At 70.9% G+C, this 16300-nt stretch carries 16 protein-coding genes; 1 reads left to right on the top strand and 15 read right to left on the bottom strand.

What is annotated here, in order from left to right; genetic code table 11:
* Positions 1-8: 8 nt before the first annotated feature.
* The 7 genes from MT346_RS06335 to MT346_RS06305 all read right to left on the bottom strand — a co-directional run bounded on the left by MT346_RS06335 (position 9) and on the right by MT346_RS06305 (position 5085).
* Complete coding sequence (locus MT346_RS06335) at positions 9-803, bottom strand: F0F1 ATP synthase subunit delta (RefSeq protein WP_243561973.1); 795 nt, start codon at positions 801-803, stop codon at positions 9-11.
* A gap of 2 nt (positions 804-805) precedes the next feature.
* On the bottom strand, positions 806-1402 hold the full coding sequence (locus MT346_RS06330) for a F0F1 ATP synthase subunit B (RefSeq protein ID WP_243561972.1): 597 nt from the start codon (positions 1400-1402) through the stop codon (positions 806-808).
* An 8-nt stretch (positions 1403-1410) separates the two neighbouring features.
* A complete protein-coding gene (atpE, locus tag MT346_RS06325; RefSeq protein ID WP_096899086.1) occupies positions 1411-1647 on the bottom strand; it encodes an ATP synthase F0 subunit C in 237 nt (78 codons plus the stop codon).
* A gap of 60 nt (positions 1648-1707) precedes the next feature.
* Positions 1708-2568, bottom strand: coding sequence for a F0F1 ATP synthase subunit A (gene atpB, locus MT346_RS06320; RefSeq protein ID WP_374202510.1), 861 nt, complete (start codon positions 2566-2568; stop codon positions 1708-1710).
* Positions 2569-2672: 104 nt separating this feature from the next.
* Entirely contained in the window at positions 2673-3149 is a 477-nt protein-coding gene (locus MT346_RS06315) for a hypothetical protein (RefSeq protein WP_243561971.1), read from the bottom strand.
* The gene (locus tag MT346_RS06310; protein ID WP_243561970.1) at positions 3146-4414 is read right to left on the bottom strand and encodes an MraY family glycosyltransferase; all 1269 of its coding nucleotides are present in this window, start codon (positions 4412-4414) and stop codon (positions 3146-3148) included. The genes MT346_RS06315 and MT346_RS06310 overlap by 4 nt, the downstream gene beginning before the upstream one ends.
* On the bottom strand, positions 4411-5085 hold the full coding sequence (locus MT346_RS06305) for an L-threonylcarbamoyladenylate synthase (RefSeq protein WP_243561969.1): 675 nt from the start codon (positions 5083-5085) through the stop codon (positions 4411-4413). The genes MT346_RS06310 and MT346_RS06305 overlap by 4 nt, the downstream gene beginning before the upstream one ends.
* Positions 5086-5123: 38 nt before the next feature.
* Between MT346_RS06305 and MT346_RS06300 the strand changes: the two genes are divergently transcribed.
* Positions 5124-5783, top strand: a complete 660-nt coding sequence (locus tag MT346_RS06300; protein WP_243561968.1) for an HAD family phosphatase — start codon at positions 5124-5126, stop codon at positions 5781-5783.
* Here the strand turns inward: MT346_RS06300 and prmC are convergent.
* The 8 genes from prmC to MT346_RS06260 form a co-directional block, all read right to left on the bottom strand.
* Positions 5780-6670 (bottom strand): peptide chain release factor N(5)-glutamine methyltransferase, encoded by an 891-nt coding sequence (prmC, locus tag MT346_RS06295; RefSeq protein ID WP_374202514.1) that lies wholly within the window; start codon positions 6668-6670, stop codon positions 5780-5782. The genes MT346_RS06300 and prmC overlap by 4 nt on opposite strands.
* Before the next feature lie 19 nt (positions 6671-6689).
* Positions 6690-7772, bottom strand: coding sequence for a peptide chain release factor 1 (prfA, locus tag MT346_RS06290; protein ID WP_243561966.1), 1083 nt, complete (start codon positions 7770-7772; stop codon positions 6690-6692).
* Positions 7773-7775: 3 nt separating this feature from the next.
* Positions 7776-10103 (bottom strand): transcription termination factor Rho, encoded by a 2328-nt coding sequence (gene rho / locus MT346_RS06285; protein ID WP_243561965.1) that lies wholly within the window; start codon positions 10101-10103, stop codon positions 7776-7778.
* Positions 10104-10305: 202 nt separating this feature from the next.
* Complete coding sequence (thrB, locus tag MT346_RS06280) at positions 10306-11214, bottom strand: homoserine kinase (RefSeq protein ID WP_243561964.1); 909 nt, start codon at positions 11212-11214, stop codon at positions 10306-10308.
* Between the two features lie 80 nt (positions 11215-11294).
* On the bottom strand, positions 11295-12374 hold the full coding sequence (gene thrC, locus MT346_RS06275) for a threonine synthase (protein ID WP_243561963.1): 1080 nt from the start codon (positions 12372-12374) through the stop codon (positions 11295-11297).
* Positions 12375-12462: 88 nt separating this feature from the next.
* Positions 12463-13770 (bottom strand): homoserine dehydrogenase, encoded by a 1308-nt coding sequence (locus MT346_RS06270; RefSeq protein WP_243561962.1) that lies wholly within the window; start codon positions 13768-13770, stop codon positions 12463-12465.
* Between the two features lie 29 nt (positions 13771-13799).
* A complete protein-coding gene (gene lysA, locus MT346_RS06265) occupies positions 13800-15221 on the bottom strand; it encodes a diaminopimelate decarboxylase (protein ID WP_243561961.1) in 1422 nt (473 codons plus the stop codon).
* A 94-nt stretch (positions 15222-15315) separates the two neighbouring features.
* Positions 15316-16071: an LmeA family phospholipid-binding protein gene (locus MT346_RS06260; protein ID WP_243561960.1), complete on the bottom strand. Its 756-nt coding sequence runs from the start codon at positions 16069-16071 to the stop codon at positions 15316-15318.
* Positions 16072-16300 lie beyond the last annotated feature (229 nt).

The following is a 16300-nucleotide window of genomic DNA, read 5'->3' as shown; positions in this document are numbered from 1 at the left end:
CCGTACGCTCAGCCGGCGAGCTGGACGCGGAGGTCAGCGAGGCGCGTGGACACGGTGCCGTCGATGACGTCGCCGCCGACCTGCACCCGGACCCCGCCGACGACCGCGGGGTCGACGACGTGGTTGACGATGATGTCCCGGTCGTAGCGCTCCGACAGCCCGCGGGCGACGCGAGCCGCCTGGGCGTCGGACAGCGGCACGGCGGTGATGACCGTCGCGACGACCTTCGCTGCCTGGTCGGCCACGATGCGCGAGGCATCGCGGACGAGCTCACCGATCCGGCGACCACGCGGCTGCTGGACCAGCGCCGACAGGATCGCCACGGTCTGCTGCGACGACTTGCTGCCGATGAGGCGCTCGACGAGCGCGCTCTTCTGCTGCGGACTGCCGAGCTTGGTGCCGAGTGCCAGTTCGAGGCCGGCGTCCGAACGGACGGCGGTCTCGAAGGCGAACAGTTCCGCCTCGATCGAGGTGGTGGCTTCGGCCGTGGCAGCGACGGCGCGGATGCCCGCGTCCTCGATGCCGGCGAGCAGGTCCTGCTGCGAGGACCAGCGCGATCCGGCGACCGCGGTCAGCACGGCGCGCGTCGCCTGGGACTGCCCGGCGAACACGCGGTCGATGACCGACTTCTTGCCGACGACGTCGGCAGTCGGGTCGGCCAGCAGCGTGAGCAGCTGCGGCGCACCGGCGATCACGCGCCCTGCGGCGAGGATCTCAGTACCGCTCGCCAGGTCGGCGCTGCCGCCGAGGTCGGCGAGCACCGCCTGCGTGGACGAGAGTGCTGATCGGGTGGCGCTCCGCATGCTCAGCGCTCCGTCTCGGCCTGCGACGACGGAGCCTGCGACGACTCGGCCTGCGCGATGTCGGCGTTCTTCGACGACTCGAGGTCGGCGAGGAAGCGGTCGACGACCGCGGTGGCCTTGGCGTCGTCCTTGAGGGACTCACCGATGACACCCGACGCCAGGTCGAGTGCGAGCGAGCCGACCTCGGTGCGGAGCGACTGCAGTGCGCTCTGGCGCTCTGCTTCGATCTGCGCCTGGGCGTTCGACGTGATGCGGGCCGCGTCGGCCGAAGCCTGCTCGCGGACCTCGTTGCCGATGGCCGTGGCGTCCGCGCGGGCCTGCTCGCGGATGCGAGAGGCTTCGGCACGGGCGTCGGCGAGCTGCTTGTTGTACTCCTCGAGCGCGGCCGCGGCCTGCTCCTGGGCAGCTTCGGCCTTCTTGATGCCGCCCTCGATGGCCTCGGTGCGCTCATCGAGCATCTTCGTGATGCGCGGCGTGACGACACGCCAGAACACCAGGAAGATGATGACGAAGGCCACCGCGGACCACACGATGTCGTACACCGGTGGGACGAGCGGATTGTGCGTTTCCTCCGCCGCGATGATGAGTGCAGTGTTCATCGAGAGCCTTAGTTGGTGAAGATGAAGTACGTGGCGATGCCGATGAAGGCCAGGGCCTCGGTGAAGGCGATACCGATGTACATGAGGGTCGTCAGGCGGCCCTGGAGCTCGGGCTGGCGGGCCACGGACTCGATCGTCTTGCCGACGACGATGCCGACGCCGATGGCCGGGCCGATCGCTGCGAGGCCGTAGCCAACCGTCGCGATGTTGCCGTTGATTGCCGCGAGAACGGTCGTTGCGTCCACGTGTTTTCCTTTCGAGGTGCGGGTCCGACGGTTGCCGGTCCCGGAGGGGTCAGTGAGGAATCAGTGCTCGTCGGCCAGCGCCAGCTGGATGTAGACGGCGGTGAGGAGCATGAAGACGTAGGCCTGCAGCAGCGCGACGAGGATCTCGAAGAAGCTGAACGCGATGCCGAAGGCGATCGTTCCGATGCCGAAGGCCTTGAAACCGAGCGAGGCGTCGAAGAAGAAGAACTGCGTGGCCGAGAAGAACAGGACGAGCAGCAGGTGCCCGACGACCATGTTCATCAGGAGTCGGAGCGTCAGCGTGACGGGCCGGAGCACGAAGGTCGAGACGAGCTCGATCGGCGTCACGATGATGTACAGGAACCAGGGCACCCCGGGCGGGAAGAGCGAGTTCCGGAGGAACGTGCCCGGGTGCTTGCGGAGACCGGCGTAGATGAAGGCGACGTACGCCACGACGGCCAGGATGAGCGGCATCGCGATGCGGCTGGTGCCGGCGAGGTTCAACCCGGGGATCAGACCCGTCAGGTTCATGAACAGCACGCCGAAGAAGATGGTCGCCAGGAGCGGCAGGAAGCGCTTGCCGTCCTTCTCGCCCAGGTTGTCGAAGGTGTTCCGGCGCACGACGTCGAAGCCGTACTCGATGAACGCCTGACCCCGGTTCGGGACGAGCTTCAGTGCGCGGGTCCCGACGAACGCGAAGACGAGCAGTACTGCGACCGCGATGAAGCGGATGATGACGACACGATCGATCTCGAAGGGGGTCCCGGCGAAGAAGATCGCCTCCGGGAAGAACTCGTTGATCGACGGGCCATGGAACTCGGCGGCCTTACTGCTCCCCGCCGCAACGGTGTTGGCCGCAGCGGTGAGGGACAGGGGAAGAGCGTGGGATAGCAGCGCTGTCTCCTGTGTCGGCGCGCGCACGTCATGGCACGCGATGGTGGACTGTGTGGAGGCTGTCCGCTCCGAGCGAGGCTCCGGACGCGGACGCAACAAACCCTATCAGGTGACAGAGCCTTCTCGGGCTCTCAGGGCTGCGGGTCGGACTTCTCAGCTTCGCCGGCGCCGGGCAGCGGGACGTCGATCGGCACACGGCCCCGGGCGATGACGGTGACGTCGATGACGAGCGAGCCGATGACGCCGACGATGATCGCGATCGCGAGGACCGGCGTGCTCACCCAGTCGCGGTCCTTCAGCAGCACCAGCACGACGATGAACAGCACGAACTTGACCAGGAACATCCCCATGATCGTGCCGAAGAACGCGCCCGAGATCATCTGCCCGCCCGAGAACCGGATCGCCAGCAGGACGCTCACCGCGGTCAGCCCGCAGAACACGACGCTCATCACGGCGCCGATGAGCCCCCCGGTCAGCCCCGGTCCCCCGGCGACCAGGAAGCCGACGACACCGCCGACCACGGCCAGGGCGAGCGCGAGGACGGCCCCCTGCACCAGGATCCGTCGGAAGATCGGGCGGACGTGGTCGAGGCCGTGCGGCGTGGTCACGAGGGTTCTCCAGGAGTGGGACGGTTCGGGCCCGGGCGGGCCACACCGGTGGCGGGACGCTCACGCCCGGCTGCGGCACGGTCGAGTGGGTCGAGACTGGCGTCGACGCGGCCGCCGGCACGGGCGGCGACCTGCGCCGCGATCTCGGTGCGTTTCCGGCCGAGCGGCGCGAACGTGGCGATCGCGCAGACCGTGAAGCCGACCGCGACGAACGCGACGACCCACCACCACTGCACGAACAGGAACAGCAGGCAGCCCACGGCGACGGTGGCGGTCCACGCGTAGAAGATCAGCACGGCGTGGAAGTGCGAGTGGCCCATGTCGAGCAGCCGGTGGTGCAGGTGCTTGCGGTCGGCCGAGAACGGCGACTTGCCCGCGCTGAGCCGGCGTACCACCGCCAGACCGAAGTCGAGCATCGGCACGATCAGGATCGCGAACGGCAGCAGGATCGGGATGAACGCCGGCAGCAGGTCGGTGCGGGTCCGGACGGCCGCCGGGTCGATGTTGCCCGTGATCGAGACGGCACTCGTGGCCATCAGGAAGCCCACCAGCAGCGCGCCGGCGTCGCCCATGAAGAGCTTGGCCGGGTGCCAGTTCAGGATGAGGAACCCGAAGCACGCCCCGACCAGCACGGCGGTGAGCAGCGACGGCAGGTTGAAGAAGAACTCGGTCTGCACCACCACGCGGTTGATGAAGAACGTGTACAGGAAGAACACGCCGCCGGCGATGATCGCGACACCCGCGACCAGGCCGTCCAGCCCGTCGATGAAGTTGACCGCGTTCATCACCAGGACCACGGCCAGCACGGTGAAGATCAGGCTCATGTAGGACGAGCCGACGCCGAGCGTGTTGCCGATCGGCAGGGAGACGATCGCCACGCCCTGCCACGCGAGGATCCCCGCCGCGATGATCTGCCCCGCCAGCTTCGTCATCCAGTCGAGGTCCCAGATGTCGTCGGCGACACCGAGCACCACGATGATGGTCGCCCCGGCCAGGACGGCGAGCACGCGCTGCGGCTCTGCGAACACGAGCCGGAAGAAGTCGATCCCCTGGATCTCGGGGAAGACGAACCACGCGCAGAGCAACGAGACGACCACGCCGAGGAACATCGCGATGCCCCCGAGCCGCGGCACCGGCGTGCGGTGCACGTCACGCTCGCGGACCTGCGGGTACCACTTGTACTTGACGCCCGCCTTCCAGAGCACCCAGCTGACCAGGAAGCTCACGACCGCGGAGATCGCCCCCGCGAGCAGGTAGTACTTCACGTGACGAGGTCGGCCCCCACGACCCGTTCGATCTCGGAGTCGGGGATCACCCCGTGCCGGACGATCCGCAGACCGTCGCCCGTGGCCAGCCCGGTGGCGTCGACGATGGTGGACCCGGTCGACGCCGCGAACCCGTCGTGCGGGGCGAGCGCGCCACCGTCGAGGTAGATCGCGACGCTGTCACCGAGCATCGACTCGGCGGCGTCGACGTCCATCGCGGCCGGGTCGCCGGTGCTGTTGGCGGACGAGACCGCGAGCGGCCCCACTTCCTGCAGCAGCTCGAGCGCGATGCGGGAGTCGGGCATGCGGAGCGCGACGGTGCCCCGGGTCTCCCCCAGGTCCCAGTCGAGCGACGGCTGTGCGTGCAGGATGACGGTGAGTCCCCCGGGCCAGAACTCGGCCACCAGGTCGCGGACCTGCTGCGGCACGTCGCTGGCGAGCGCCTCGAGCGTCGGCGGACCGGGGACGAGCACGGGCGGCGGCGACTGGCGCGTGCGGCCCTTCGCGTCGAGCAGGCGCTGGACCGCGGGCGCGTTGAACGCGTCGGCCGCCAGACCGTAGACGGTGTCGGTGGGGACCACGACGAGCTCACCCCGTCCGAGTGCGGCACGTGCGAGCCGCATCCCGGTCAGGAGCCCGTCGGGGTCGGTGCAGTCGTATCGGGATGCCATGACTCGCACGATGATAGTGCGACACAATGGTGGACATCGTGAACTCGACGCCTGCGCCCCGACTCCTGTTCCTCTTCGACATGGACGACGTCCTCGTCCGCTACGACTGGGAGACCCGCATGGCGGGCCTCACCGCGATCACCGGGCACGACCTGGGCGAGCTCCGGCGGCGCTGGTGGCTCTCCGGCAACGAGCAGCGGGCCGAGGCCGGTGGCTTCCCCGACGCGGACACCTACCTGGCCGAGTTCGAGCGGGCGATGGGCTGCTCCGTGCCCGAAGCCGAATGGGCCCGCGTCCGCGGCGAGGCGATGACCGAGCTGCCCGAGCGCATCGAGGCCGTCCGGATCGCCGCCCAGCACGGGCGTGTCGCACTGCTGACCAACAACGGTCCGCTGGCCGGCCGCTGGATCCACCGGTGGGCGCCGTCGCTGCCGCCGCTGTTCGGCGAGCACCTCGACACGACCAGCAACTTCGGTGCGCGCAAGCCCGAGCCCGAGGTCTTCGAGCGGGCACTGGCCCACCACGGGGCCGTGGCCGAGGACACCTTCTTCGCCGACGACATGCCCGAGAACGTCGCGGGCGCCCGGAGCGTCGGCATCCACGCGGTCCTGGTGGAGCACGACACCGACCTGCGCGACGCGGTCCGCGCCTTCGTCGCGAGCAAGCACGGCCAGGAGGCCCGGCTCACCACGAGCTAGCGGGTCGCGGTGGTCGTGCGGTCGCGGCCCGTCAGGTCGACGTGCGTCTCCGGGGAGCGGAACCCCCGGCGCGCCAGCACCTGGCGCACGGCTGCGCCCTGCGGTTCGGCGTGCTCGACCACCAGCAACCCGCCGGGCACGAGCAGGCGCCAGGCCGTCTCGGTGAGGGCGCGCACGGCGTCCAGGCCGTCCGCTCCCCCGTACAGCGCGAGCGCCGGGTCGTGGTCACGGACCTCGGGGTCGACCGGTACGGCGTCGTCCGGCACGTACGGCGGGTTCGACACGACGACCGAGACGGTGCCGTCGAGTTCGGCGAACGCATCGGCCAGGTCACCCTCGATCAGGCGCACCGTGCCGCCGTACGCGTCGACGTTGCGGCGGGTCCACGGCAGGGCGTCCGGTGAGCGTTCCACCGCGTAGACCAGTGCGTTCGGCACCTCGGTGTCCATGGCGATCGCGATGGCACCACTCCCCGACCCCAGGTCGACGGCGATCGGCTCGGGCACCGCGGTCGCCCGCAGCGCGTCGATGCCGAACTGCACGACGCCCTCGGTCTCCGGCCGTGGCACGAAGACCCCGGGGCCGACCGCCAGGGTCAGGGCGCGGAAGTACGCCTGACCGGTGATGTGCTGCAGCGGCACACGGGTCGACCGCCGCGCGACGGCCTGTCGGAAGCGGTCGACGTGCTCCGGGGCGATCGCGCCGCCGGTCATCGCCCGCACCTGCACCGCACCGCGCGAGGTGTCCGTCGCCCAGGCGAGCAGCAGCTCGGCGTCCACGCGGGGCGTCGGGACGCCGTGTGCGCCGAGCGCAGCGGTCGCCTCGTCGAGGAGGCGATCCGCTGCGAACGTGGACGCGTCGGACGTGGGCCGACTGTCGGAGGTGATCCGGGCCTCCAGGACGGGTCTAGACGGCCTGGTCGCCGACGGCGGCCAGACGTGCCTCTTCGTCCGCGCGGATGGCGGACTCGATGACGGGCTCGAGCGCACCGTTCATCACGCGGTCCAGGTCGTACGCCTTGTACCCGGTGCGGTGGTCCGCGATGCGGTTCTCCGGGAAGTTGTACGTGCGGATGCGCTCCGAGCGGTCCATGCCCCGGATCTGCGAACGACGGGCGTCCGACGCCAGGGCGTCGAGCTCCTCCTGCTGCTTCGCCAGGATGCGGGCACGCAGCACGCGCATGCCGGCTTCTCGGTTCTGCAGTTGGGACTTCTCGTTCTGCATCGCCACCGTGATGCCCGTGGGCAGGTGGGTGATGCGGACCGCGGAGTCCGTCGTGTTGACGGACTGGCCGCCGGGCCCCGACGAGCGGTACACGTCGATCTTCAGGTCGTTCTGGTTGATCTCGACCTCTTCGGGCTCGTCCACCTCGGGGAAGACGAGCACGCCCGTCGTCGAGGTGTGGATGCGCCCCTGCGACTCGGTCGCCGGCACGCGCTGCACGCGGTGCACGCCGCCCTCGTACTTCAGGTGCGCCCAGACCCCCTGCGCGGGGTCGGTCGAGTTCGACTTGATCGCGACCTGGACGTCCTTGTAGCCGCCCAGGTCGCTCTCGGTGCGCTCGAGCAGCTCGATCTTCCAGCCCTTGGACTCGGCGTAGTGCGAGTACATGCGCAGCAGGTCCGCGGCGAACAGCGCCGATTCCTCGCCGCCCTCGCCGCCCTTGATCTCCATGATCACGTCACGACCGTCGTCCGGGTCCCGCGGGACGAGCAGACGACGCAGGCGCTCCTGACGCTCGGCGAGGTGCTCCTCGAGCCCCGGGACCTCGTCCGCGAACGCCGCGTCCTCCTTCGCGAGCTCCCGGGCGGCGGCGAGGTCCTCCCCCGCCGCCGTCCAGGACTCGTAGGCGGACTTGATCCGGTTCAGCTCGGCGTACCGCCGGTTGACCTTCTTCGCGCGGGCCGCGTCAGCGTGGAGCGCGGGGTCCGACAGCTGCTGCGTCAGGTCCTCGTGTTCCGCCAGCAGCCCAGCCACCGACTCGAACACGCGTTACTCCTGGTGTCCGGTGTGGTGCCCGGTCGCGGGGACCGACTTCTGCACCTGCACCAGGAACTCGACGTTCGACTGCGTCTCCTTGAGGTTCCGCAGCACGATCTCGAGGGCCTGCTGCGGGTCGAGCCCGGCGAGGGCGCGGCGCAGACGCCAGGTGATCTTGACCTCGTCGGCAGAGAGCAGCTGCTCCTCGCGACGCGTGCCGGAGGCGTTCACGTCGACCGCCGGGAAGATCCGCTTGTCCGCCAGGTGACGGTTCAGGCGGAGCTCCATGTTGCCGGTGCCCTTGAACTCCTCGAAGATCACCTCGTCCATCTTCGACCCGGTCTCGACGAGCGCCGTGGCGAGGATGGTCAGCGAGCCACCGTTCTCGATGTTGCGCGCAGCGCCGAAGAAGCGCTTGGCGGGGTAGAGCGCGGCCGAGTCGACGCCACCGGAGAGCACGCGGCCCGACGGCGGGGTCGACAGGTTGTACGCGCGGCCCAGACGGGTGATCGAGTCGAGCAGCAGGACCACGTCGTGGCCCAGCTCGACCAGGCGCTTGGCACGCTCGATGGCGAGCTCGGCGACCGTCGTGTGGTCCTCGGCGGGGCGGTCGAAGGTCGAGGCGATGACCTCGCCCTTCACCGTGCGCTGCATGTCGGTGACCTCTTCGGGCCGCTCGTCGACCAGCACGACCATCAGGTGCGCCTCGGGATTGTTCTTCGAGACCGCGTTCGCGATCGCCTGCAGGACGACGGTCTTGCCGGCCTTGGGCGGCGAGACGATCAGCCCACGCTGGCCCTTGCCGATCGGCGACACCAGGTCGATGATCCGCGTGGACAGCTTCGTGGACTCGGTCTCGAGTCGCAGGCGCTCGTTCGGGTACAGCGGCGTGAGGTCCTGGAAGTCGACGCGCGCGCCGGCCTCGTCCGCGGTCTGGCCGTTGATCGTGTCGATCTTGACCAGCGCGTTGTACTTCTGACGGCTCTGCTGCTCGTTGTCGCGCGGCTGCTTGATCGCACCGACGACGGCGTCGCCCTTGCGCAGGTGGTACTTCTTCACCTGGCCGAGGGACACGTACACGTCGCTCGGTCCCGGCAGGTACCCGGTCGTCCGCACGAAGGCGTAGTTGTCGAGCACGTCGAGGATGCCCGCGACGGGGATCAGGACGTCGTCCTCGGTGATCTCCGGCTCGAACTCGTCGTTCTGCCCGCCACGGCCGCGCTTGCGGTCACGCTGGCGGCGGCTGCGGCCGTTCTCGGCCTCGTCCTCTTGCCGGCGCTGACCGTCCTCGCGCTGGGCCTGGGCCTGCGCCTGGCCGTTCTGCTGCTGGTTCTGGTTCTGCGACTGCTTCGGCTGCTGCTTCTGGCGGCCGTTCTGCTGGTTCTGCTTCGGCGCGTCGGCCTGGTCGTCGGCACCGTCCTGCTCGGTGTCGGCCTGGGCCTGCTGGTTGCCCCGGCCGTTCTGACGGCCGTTCTGCTGCTGGTCCTGCTGGTCGCCCGACTGCTCGGCGCCCTGGCCGCGGCCACGACCGCGTCCACGGCTGCGACGACCGCGACGCGGGCCGTTGTCGTCACCCTGCTGGTCGGCGCCGTCGGTCTGGTCGGTGCCGTGCTGCTGGTCGTCGGACTGCTCGTCGCGACCGGCCGTCACGGCGGAGGCGGGCTGGTCGGTCGACGTCGGCTGGGCGGCCTGGCCCTGCTGCTGCGCGTCGTCCTGCTGCTGCGCGGCGTTCGGCTGCGCGGCGTCGTTCCGTGCGTCGTCCTGCTGCGCGGCGCCGTTCTGCTGCGCGCCGTTCTGCTGCGCGCTGTTCTTCTGGCCACGACGGCGACGGTTCCCGCCGGACTGCGCCTCTTGCGCGTCCTTCTCGGCGCGGACCTGGTCGAGGCCTGCCAGCAGGTCCTCGGTGCCGGTCTGGCCGTGGTTGGTGTGCTCGGCCGCGGTGGTCGGGGCCGTGGTGACGGTGCCGCCGGACGTGGCGCGACGCGAGCGACGGGCACGCGACGGGGCTTCGGTGGCAGCCGGTGCTGCGTCGGTCGCCTGCGCGGCCGGAGCAGCGGCGGCGGGAGCAGCAGCGGGAACCGCGGCAGCCTCGGGAGCCGCAGCCGCGACGGGAGCCGCGGCGGCCGGGGCCTCGGGCTCCGGCAGCGTCAGGGTGTCGGACGGCGCGGCGGCGGTGTCGGCGGGGCGCTTGTCCTCGATCGACGCGATGAGGTCACCCTTGCGGAGCTTCGAGAGCCCGGTGATGCCGAGGGCGGAGGCGATCCGCTGCAGCTCCGGCAGACGGAGTGCGCGCAGGTCGCTGGGGATCTCCACCGAGGTGGAGGTGTTGACGTTGGTCACAGTGCTGTGTTCCTTCCGAACCGCAGAGCGCGGAGAGTTTCCACCGACTTCCCGCGCGGATGCGTTCGGCATCACGATGCGACGGCCGCCGTTCAGACGACGGACCGGGAAACGGTGATCTGAGGGAGATCACACCTGCGGACCGGGAGCTCGTGCTGGCTGGTTCGTGCTGGCACGGTGTTCATGCCGGCGCGGAGCCGCGCTACGGGCGTCCTGCGTGGTCTGCCGGGTGCGGGTTCACTGTAGCACCACCGAGATCGACGGCCAGCATGAGCGGCTTCCACGTGGTCTGGGCGTGTCGTTCCACCAGCGACGCGGCCGTCAGGCGTTGCGCGGGATCCGACCCCAGCACGAGCAGACTCGGGCCGGCGCCGGACACCACCGCGGCCAGGCCGTGCTGCCGGAGCAGGCGGATCAGCACGTCGGTCTCGGGCATCGCGCTGGCGCGGTACGTCTGGTGCAGACGGTCCTCGGTCGCGGCGAGCAGCAGCTCCGGGCTCTGGATGAGCGCGGCCACCAAGAGCGCCGACCGCGACACGTTGAAGGCCGCGTCGGCGTGCGGGACGCTGGCGGGCTGCAGGGACCGCGCGAGCTTGGTCGACAGCGTCGAGGTGGGCACGAACACCACCGGCGAGACACCGCGGTGCACCAGGAGCCGCTTGTACGCGGGGCCCTCGGCCGTCATCCACGCGATGGTCAGACCACCGAACAGGGCCGGTGCGACGTTGTCCGGGTGGCCTTCCATCTCGGTGGCCAGGGTCAGCAGGGTCGATGCGTCGAGGTCGACGATGCCCTCGAGCAGCCCCCGCGCGGCCATCAGCCCGGCGACGATCGCCGCGGCCGACGACCCCAGGCCGCGACCGTGCGGGATCGCGTTGACCGCGGTGAGCGCGAGACCCGGCTGGTCGACACCGGCGTGCTCGAGCCCGCGACGGACTGCACGCACGACCAGGTTGGTGTCGTCGGTCGGGACCTCGCCCGCGCCGACACCCTGCACGGTGACCGTCGAACCCGGCTCCGGTCGGACCCGCACCTCGACCTCGTCGTAGAGCGACAGCGCGAGCCCCAGGGAGTCGAACCCCGGGCCCAGGTTGGCGGACGTCGCCGGCACGCGGACACGGACCGCCCGTCCGGCCGGTACAGCGCTGCGGGCGGTCGTGCCCCGCTCCGGTCCGGACGCGCGGTCGAGGCTCACTCGGCGCCGACCAGTCCGAGCACGTCGGCGACCGCAGCGGTGTCGACGGGGACGCTCGTCGGGGTGACGTCGGTGCCGTCCTCGGTCTTCAGGGCCCACTGCGGGTCCTTGAGGCCGTGGCCGGTCACCGTGATGACGACCGTCGCACCCTTCGGCACCTGTCCGGCGTCGGCACGTTCGAGCAGACCGGCGACACCGATCGCCGATGCGGGCTCGACGAACACGCCGACCTCGGCCGACAGGATGCGGTGCGCGGCCAGGATGCCGGCGTCGCTGATCGCACCGAAGTAGCCGTCGGTCTCCTCGCGCGCTTCCAACGCGTACTTCCACGAGGCGGGGTTGCCGATGCGGATCGCCGACGCGATGGTCTCGGGGTGCGGGACGACCTCGCCGGAGACGATCGGTGCTGCGCCGGCGGCCTGGAAGCCGAACATGCGCGGCATCCGGGTCGAGCGCCCGGCCGCGACGTCCTCGCGGTAGCCGCGGGAGTACGCCGTGTAGTTGCCGGCGTTGCCGACGGGCAGGAAGTGGAAGTCCGGGGCGTCGCCCAGGACGTCGACGACCTCGAACGCGGCGGTCTTCTGCCCCTCGATGCGGTCGTTGTTGACCGAGTTGACCAGGTGCACCGGGTAGTTGGCGGCCAGGTCGCGTGCGATGTCCAGGCAGTCGTCGAAGTTGCCCTGCACCTGCAGCAGCTGGGCGTCGTGCGCGACGGCCTGGCTGAGCTTGCCCATCGCGATCTTGCCCTCGGGCACCAACACGGCCGCGGTGATGCCGGCGTGCGTGGCGTAGGCGGCGGCCGAGGCGCTCGTGTTGCCCGTCGAGGCACAGATGACCGCCTTGGCGCCGTGCTCGACCGCCTTGGAGATCGCCATCGTCATGCCGCGGTCCTTGAACGAGCCCGTCGGGTTCATGCCCTCGAACTTGATCCAGACGTCGGCACCGGTGCGCTCGGACAGCCGGCGCGCGGGGATCAGGGGCGTGCCGCCCTCGCCCAGGGTGACGATGGGCGTCGCCTCGGTCACGTCGAGTCGGTCGGCGTACTCGCGCAGGACTCCCTGCCACTGGTGGGCCATCAGGGTTCTCTCTCTGTCGGTGCTCGGGTGGGTGCTCAGGTGGTCGATGGGCGCTCAGACGCGGGCGGCCGGGCGCATGCCGGCGGGGTCAGGCCCCGACGACGCGCAGGACGCTCGTGACCTGGGTGACGGTCGACTCGCCGCGCAGGGCGACGACCGTGTCGGCGAGGTCGGATTCGCGGGCCTGGTGCGTGCCGATGACGAGCGTCGCAGTGCCGCCGTCGCCGTGCGCGCTGGACTGCTCGACGGTCTCGACGCTGACGCCGTGCGCGGCCAGGATGCCGGCGACCGTGGACAGCACCCCGGGGGCGTCGGTCACGAGCAGCGTGATCTGGTAGCTCGTGCGCACGGTGCCGATCGGGAAGACGGGAAGGTCGGACTGCGTCGACTCCGCGATGCCCGGGCCGCCGATGACGTGCCGACGGGCAGCGGAGACCAGGTCGCCGAGGACCGCCGAGGCCGTCTCGACGCCACCGGCACCGGCACCGTAGAACATCAGGTCGCCAGCGGCCTCGGCTTCGACGAAGACGGCGTTCTTGGCGCCGTGGACGGTGGCGAGCGGGTGCGACTCGGGCACGAGCGCCGGGTAGACGCGTGCACTCACGCCCTCGCGCCCGTCGGCGTCGGTCAGACGCTCGCACGTCGCCAGGATCTTCACGACGTAGCCGGCCTTGCGTGCGGCGCGGACCTGCTCGATGGTCACCGAGGTGATGCCCTCACGGTGCACGGCGGCCAGGGGCACCGAGGTGTGGAACGCGATGGACGCCAGGATGGCGGCCTTCTGCGCGGCGTCGTAGCCCTCGATGTCGGCGGTCGGGTCGGCCTCGGCGTACCCGAGCTCGGTGGCGGTGGCCAGGGCGTCCTCGAAGGTCGCTCCTTCGCGGTCCATCAGGTCGAGGATGAAGTTCGTGGTGCCGTTCACGATGCCCATGATCCGGACGATCCGGTCACCGGCGAGCGAGTCGTGCAGCGGACGGATGATCGGGATGGCACCGGCGACGGCGGCTTCGTAGTACAGCTGGGCGCCGACCTGCTCCGCGGCGGCGAAGAGCTCGGGACCGTGCGTGGCCAGCAGGGCCTTGTTGCCCGTGACGACGTCGGCACCGGACTGCAGTGCCTGCAGCACCAGGGTGCGCGCGGGCTCGATGCCCCCGATGAGCTCGACGACGATGTCCGCGCCCAGGATGAGCGACTCGGCGTCGGTCGTGTACAGCTCGCGCGGCAGCTCGACGTCGCGCTGCGCGTCGAGGTCGCGGACGGCGATGCCGACGAGCTCGAGCCCGGCGCCGGCACGCGAGGCCAGCTCGTCGCCGTGCTCGAGCAGCAGGCGTGCGACCTGCGAGCCGACCGAGCCGGCTCCGAGCAGGGCGACGCGGACGTTGCGGTATTCGATCATGTGGTGCGCGTCTTTCGGGAGGTCGGGGTTCACCGCGTGGCACCGGTGACGGCCACGGGCGACACCCCGGTGTCGCGGGCGAGGAGGTCGTCGACGCTCTCGCCCCGGACGAGGATACGGGCTCGGCCGTCGGCGACCGCGACGACCGGCGGGCGTCCGACGTGGTTGTAGTTGCTCGCCAGGCTCCAGCAGTAGGCGCCCGTGGCGGCGACGGCGAGCAGGTCGCCACGGTGCACGTCACCGGGCAGGTACTCGTCGTGCACGACGACGTCGCCGCTCTCGCAGTGCTTGCCGACGACGCGGATCAGGACCGGGGCGGCGTCCGACGTGCGTGCGAGCCGGGCGGTGTACTCGGCGCCGTACAGCGCCGGGCGGGCGTTGTCGCTCATGCCGCCGTCGACCGAGACGTACGTGCGGGTGGCACTGCCACCGCCGTCCACCTCGAGCTGGACCGGCTTGATCGTGCCGACCCGGTAGAGCGTCAGGCCGGCTGGTCCGACGATGTAGCGCCCGGGTTCGACGGCGATCTCGGGCACGGGGATGTCGCGCTCGGCGCAGGCCTCGGCCACGATGCCCGCCAGTGCGTCGGCGATGTCCTCGGGAGCGAAGGCGGAATCGGCTTCGGTGTAGTCGATCCCCCACCCGCCGCCGAGGTTGAGCTCGGGGACCGGGCCCGACCGCACCAGCGTCGCGTGGACGTCCATCAGGCGACGTGCGGCCTCGCGGAAGCCGGACTCGTCGAAGATCTGCGAGCCGATGTGCGAGTGCAGCCCGACGAACGCCAGCGACGGCCGGGCGCGGATCGCCTGGGCTGCCTGCACGGCTTCGGTCAGGGGGATGCCGAACTTCTGGTCTTCGCGCGCCGTGGCCAGGTACTCGTGGGTCGAGGCGTGCACCCCGCTGTTGATCCGGATGCGGACGCGCTGCACGACGCCGGCGGCAGCGGCGGCATCGGCGACGCGCTGCACTTCTTCGTGGGAGTCGAGCACGATCGTGCCGACACCCACCTGCACCGCGCGGGCGATCTCGGCGTCGGACTTGTCGTTGCCGTGGAACCCGAGCCGCCCCGGGTCGACCCCGCCGGCCAGTGCCACCGCCAGCTCGCCCCCGGTGCACACATCGACGCGCAGGTCGGCCTCGGCCATCCACGCGGCGACCTGGGTGGTCAGGAACGCCTTGGCCGCGTAGTACACGTGCGCATGGGTGCCGATACGCCCGAACGCCTCGGTGAAGGCGTTGCGCACCCGGACCGCCCGCGACAGCACGTCGTGCTCGTCGACCACGTAGAGCGGTGTGCCGAACTGCGCCACCAGGTCGTCGGCGCTGATGCCGCCCACGGCCAGTGCGCCGTCGGCGGTCCGCGTGGCAGAGGCCGGCCAGATCCGCGCGGTCAGCGCGGACGGGTCGGCCGGGGACCGCAGCCGCGGCGGGGCAAGGGGGTTCTCGCTCACGGGACCCGATCCTAGCGAGCCGAGCCGGGCCTCCTGTCCGGTGTTACGCCGCCCTGTGGACAGCTCGACCGGCCACGTGCCGCCTGTGGACAGCTCAGCAGGTGCCGACGGTGCGCAACCCCTGCTCGCTGAGCGGGAGTTCGTCCGCGGTGATGCGGACCTCGGCGTGGGCGGCCGTGACGTCGAGCGAGCGCACGCGCAACGCTTCGGGCAGGAACTGCGCCGTGCAGACCGGCACCGGGGTGTTGGTCACCCCAGGGATGCTGTCCACCTTCAGGTCGAGCGCCGAGTTCGTGATCCGGACGGTCTTCGGGGTGATCGTGATGCCCTTGCCGTCGCTCTGTGCGACGACCGAGCCCTTCGCCAGGTACGAGATGTCGTACCCGAGCACCGCGGTCGACCCGGACAGCTGCACGCCGCCGTCGACCAGGGTCAACCGGTCGAACAGCGGGCTGTACTTCGCCAGGTCCTTGATGCTCGACGAGGCCAGCGTGACCGTGCCGTCGACGTCGTGCACGTTCCCCTTGCCGTCGACCGGGACGTCGTGCACCGTGACGTCGGCGGCGAGCGGCACCCCGTCGACGGTGATGCGCTTCGACGCGATCTCGACCTGGTCGAGCGTGCCGCTGATGAGCTGCGGGATGACGATGCCGTCGGCGTGGGCCTGCACCGTGCCGTCCGTGCCCTCGGGCAGCGACTGCTCGACCTGCTGCGCGATGATCCGGTCGACCACGCCGCGAAGGACGAACTCGGCCACGACGACCAGCACGGCGAGGACCACGACGATGACGAGCACGACGATCGTGGCGGTGCGGCCGGGACGGCGCGGTCTGGCGGGTGCGGAGGACATGGGACCCACTGTGCCAGCGCCCACCGTCAGGCTGCCTGGAGGCCCGGCGTACGTCCGCAGGGCGGGTGCGGCGCGCACGTGGTGCGGGGTGCGGCGCGGCGCGGTTCGCACGGGTTCGCACCCCCGTACGAACATCGCGCCCCGTGGGAACGGGGCGCGATGTGCGCAGACGGGTGCGACGCGGCCGGGCCGGCCCGGCCCGGCGGCCGGCCGGCCGGCCGGCCGCGGC

Origin of the sequence: Curtobacterium sp. VKM Ac-2922, assembly GCF_022815645.1 — a bacterium.
GTDB lineage: Bacteria > Actinomycetota > Actinomycetes > Actinomycetales > Microbacteriaceae > Curtobacterium.
Note: the sequence above shows the minus strand (reverse complement) of the source record. Positions and strands in the feature narration are given on the sequence as shown.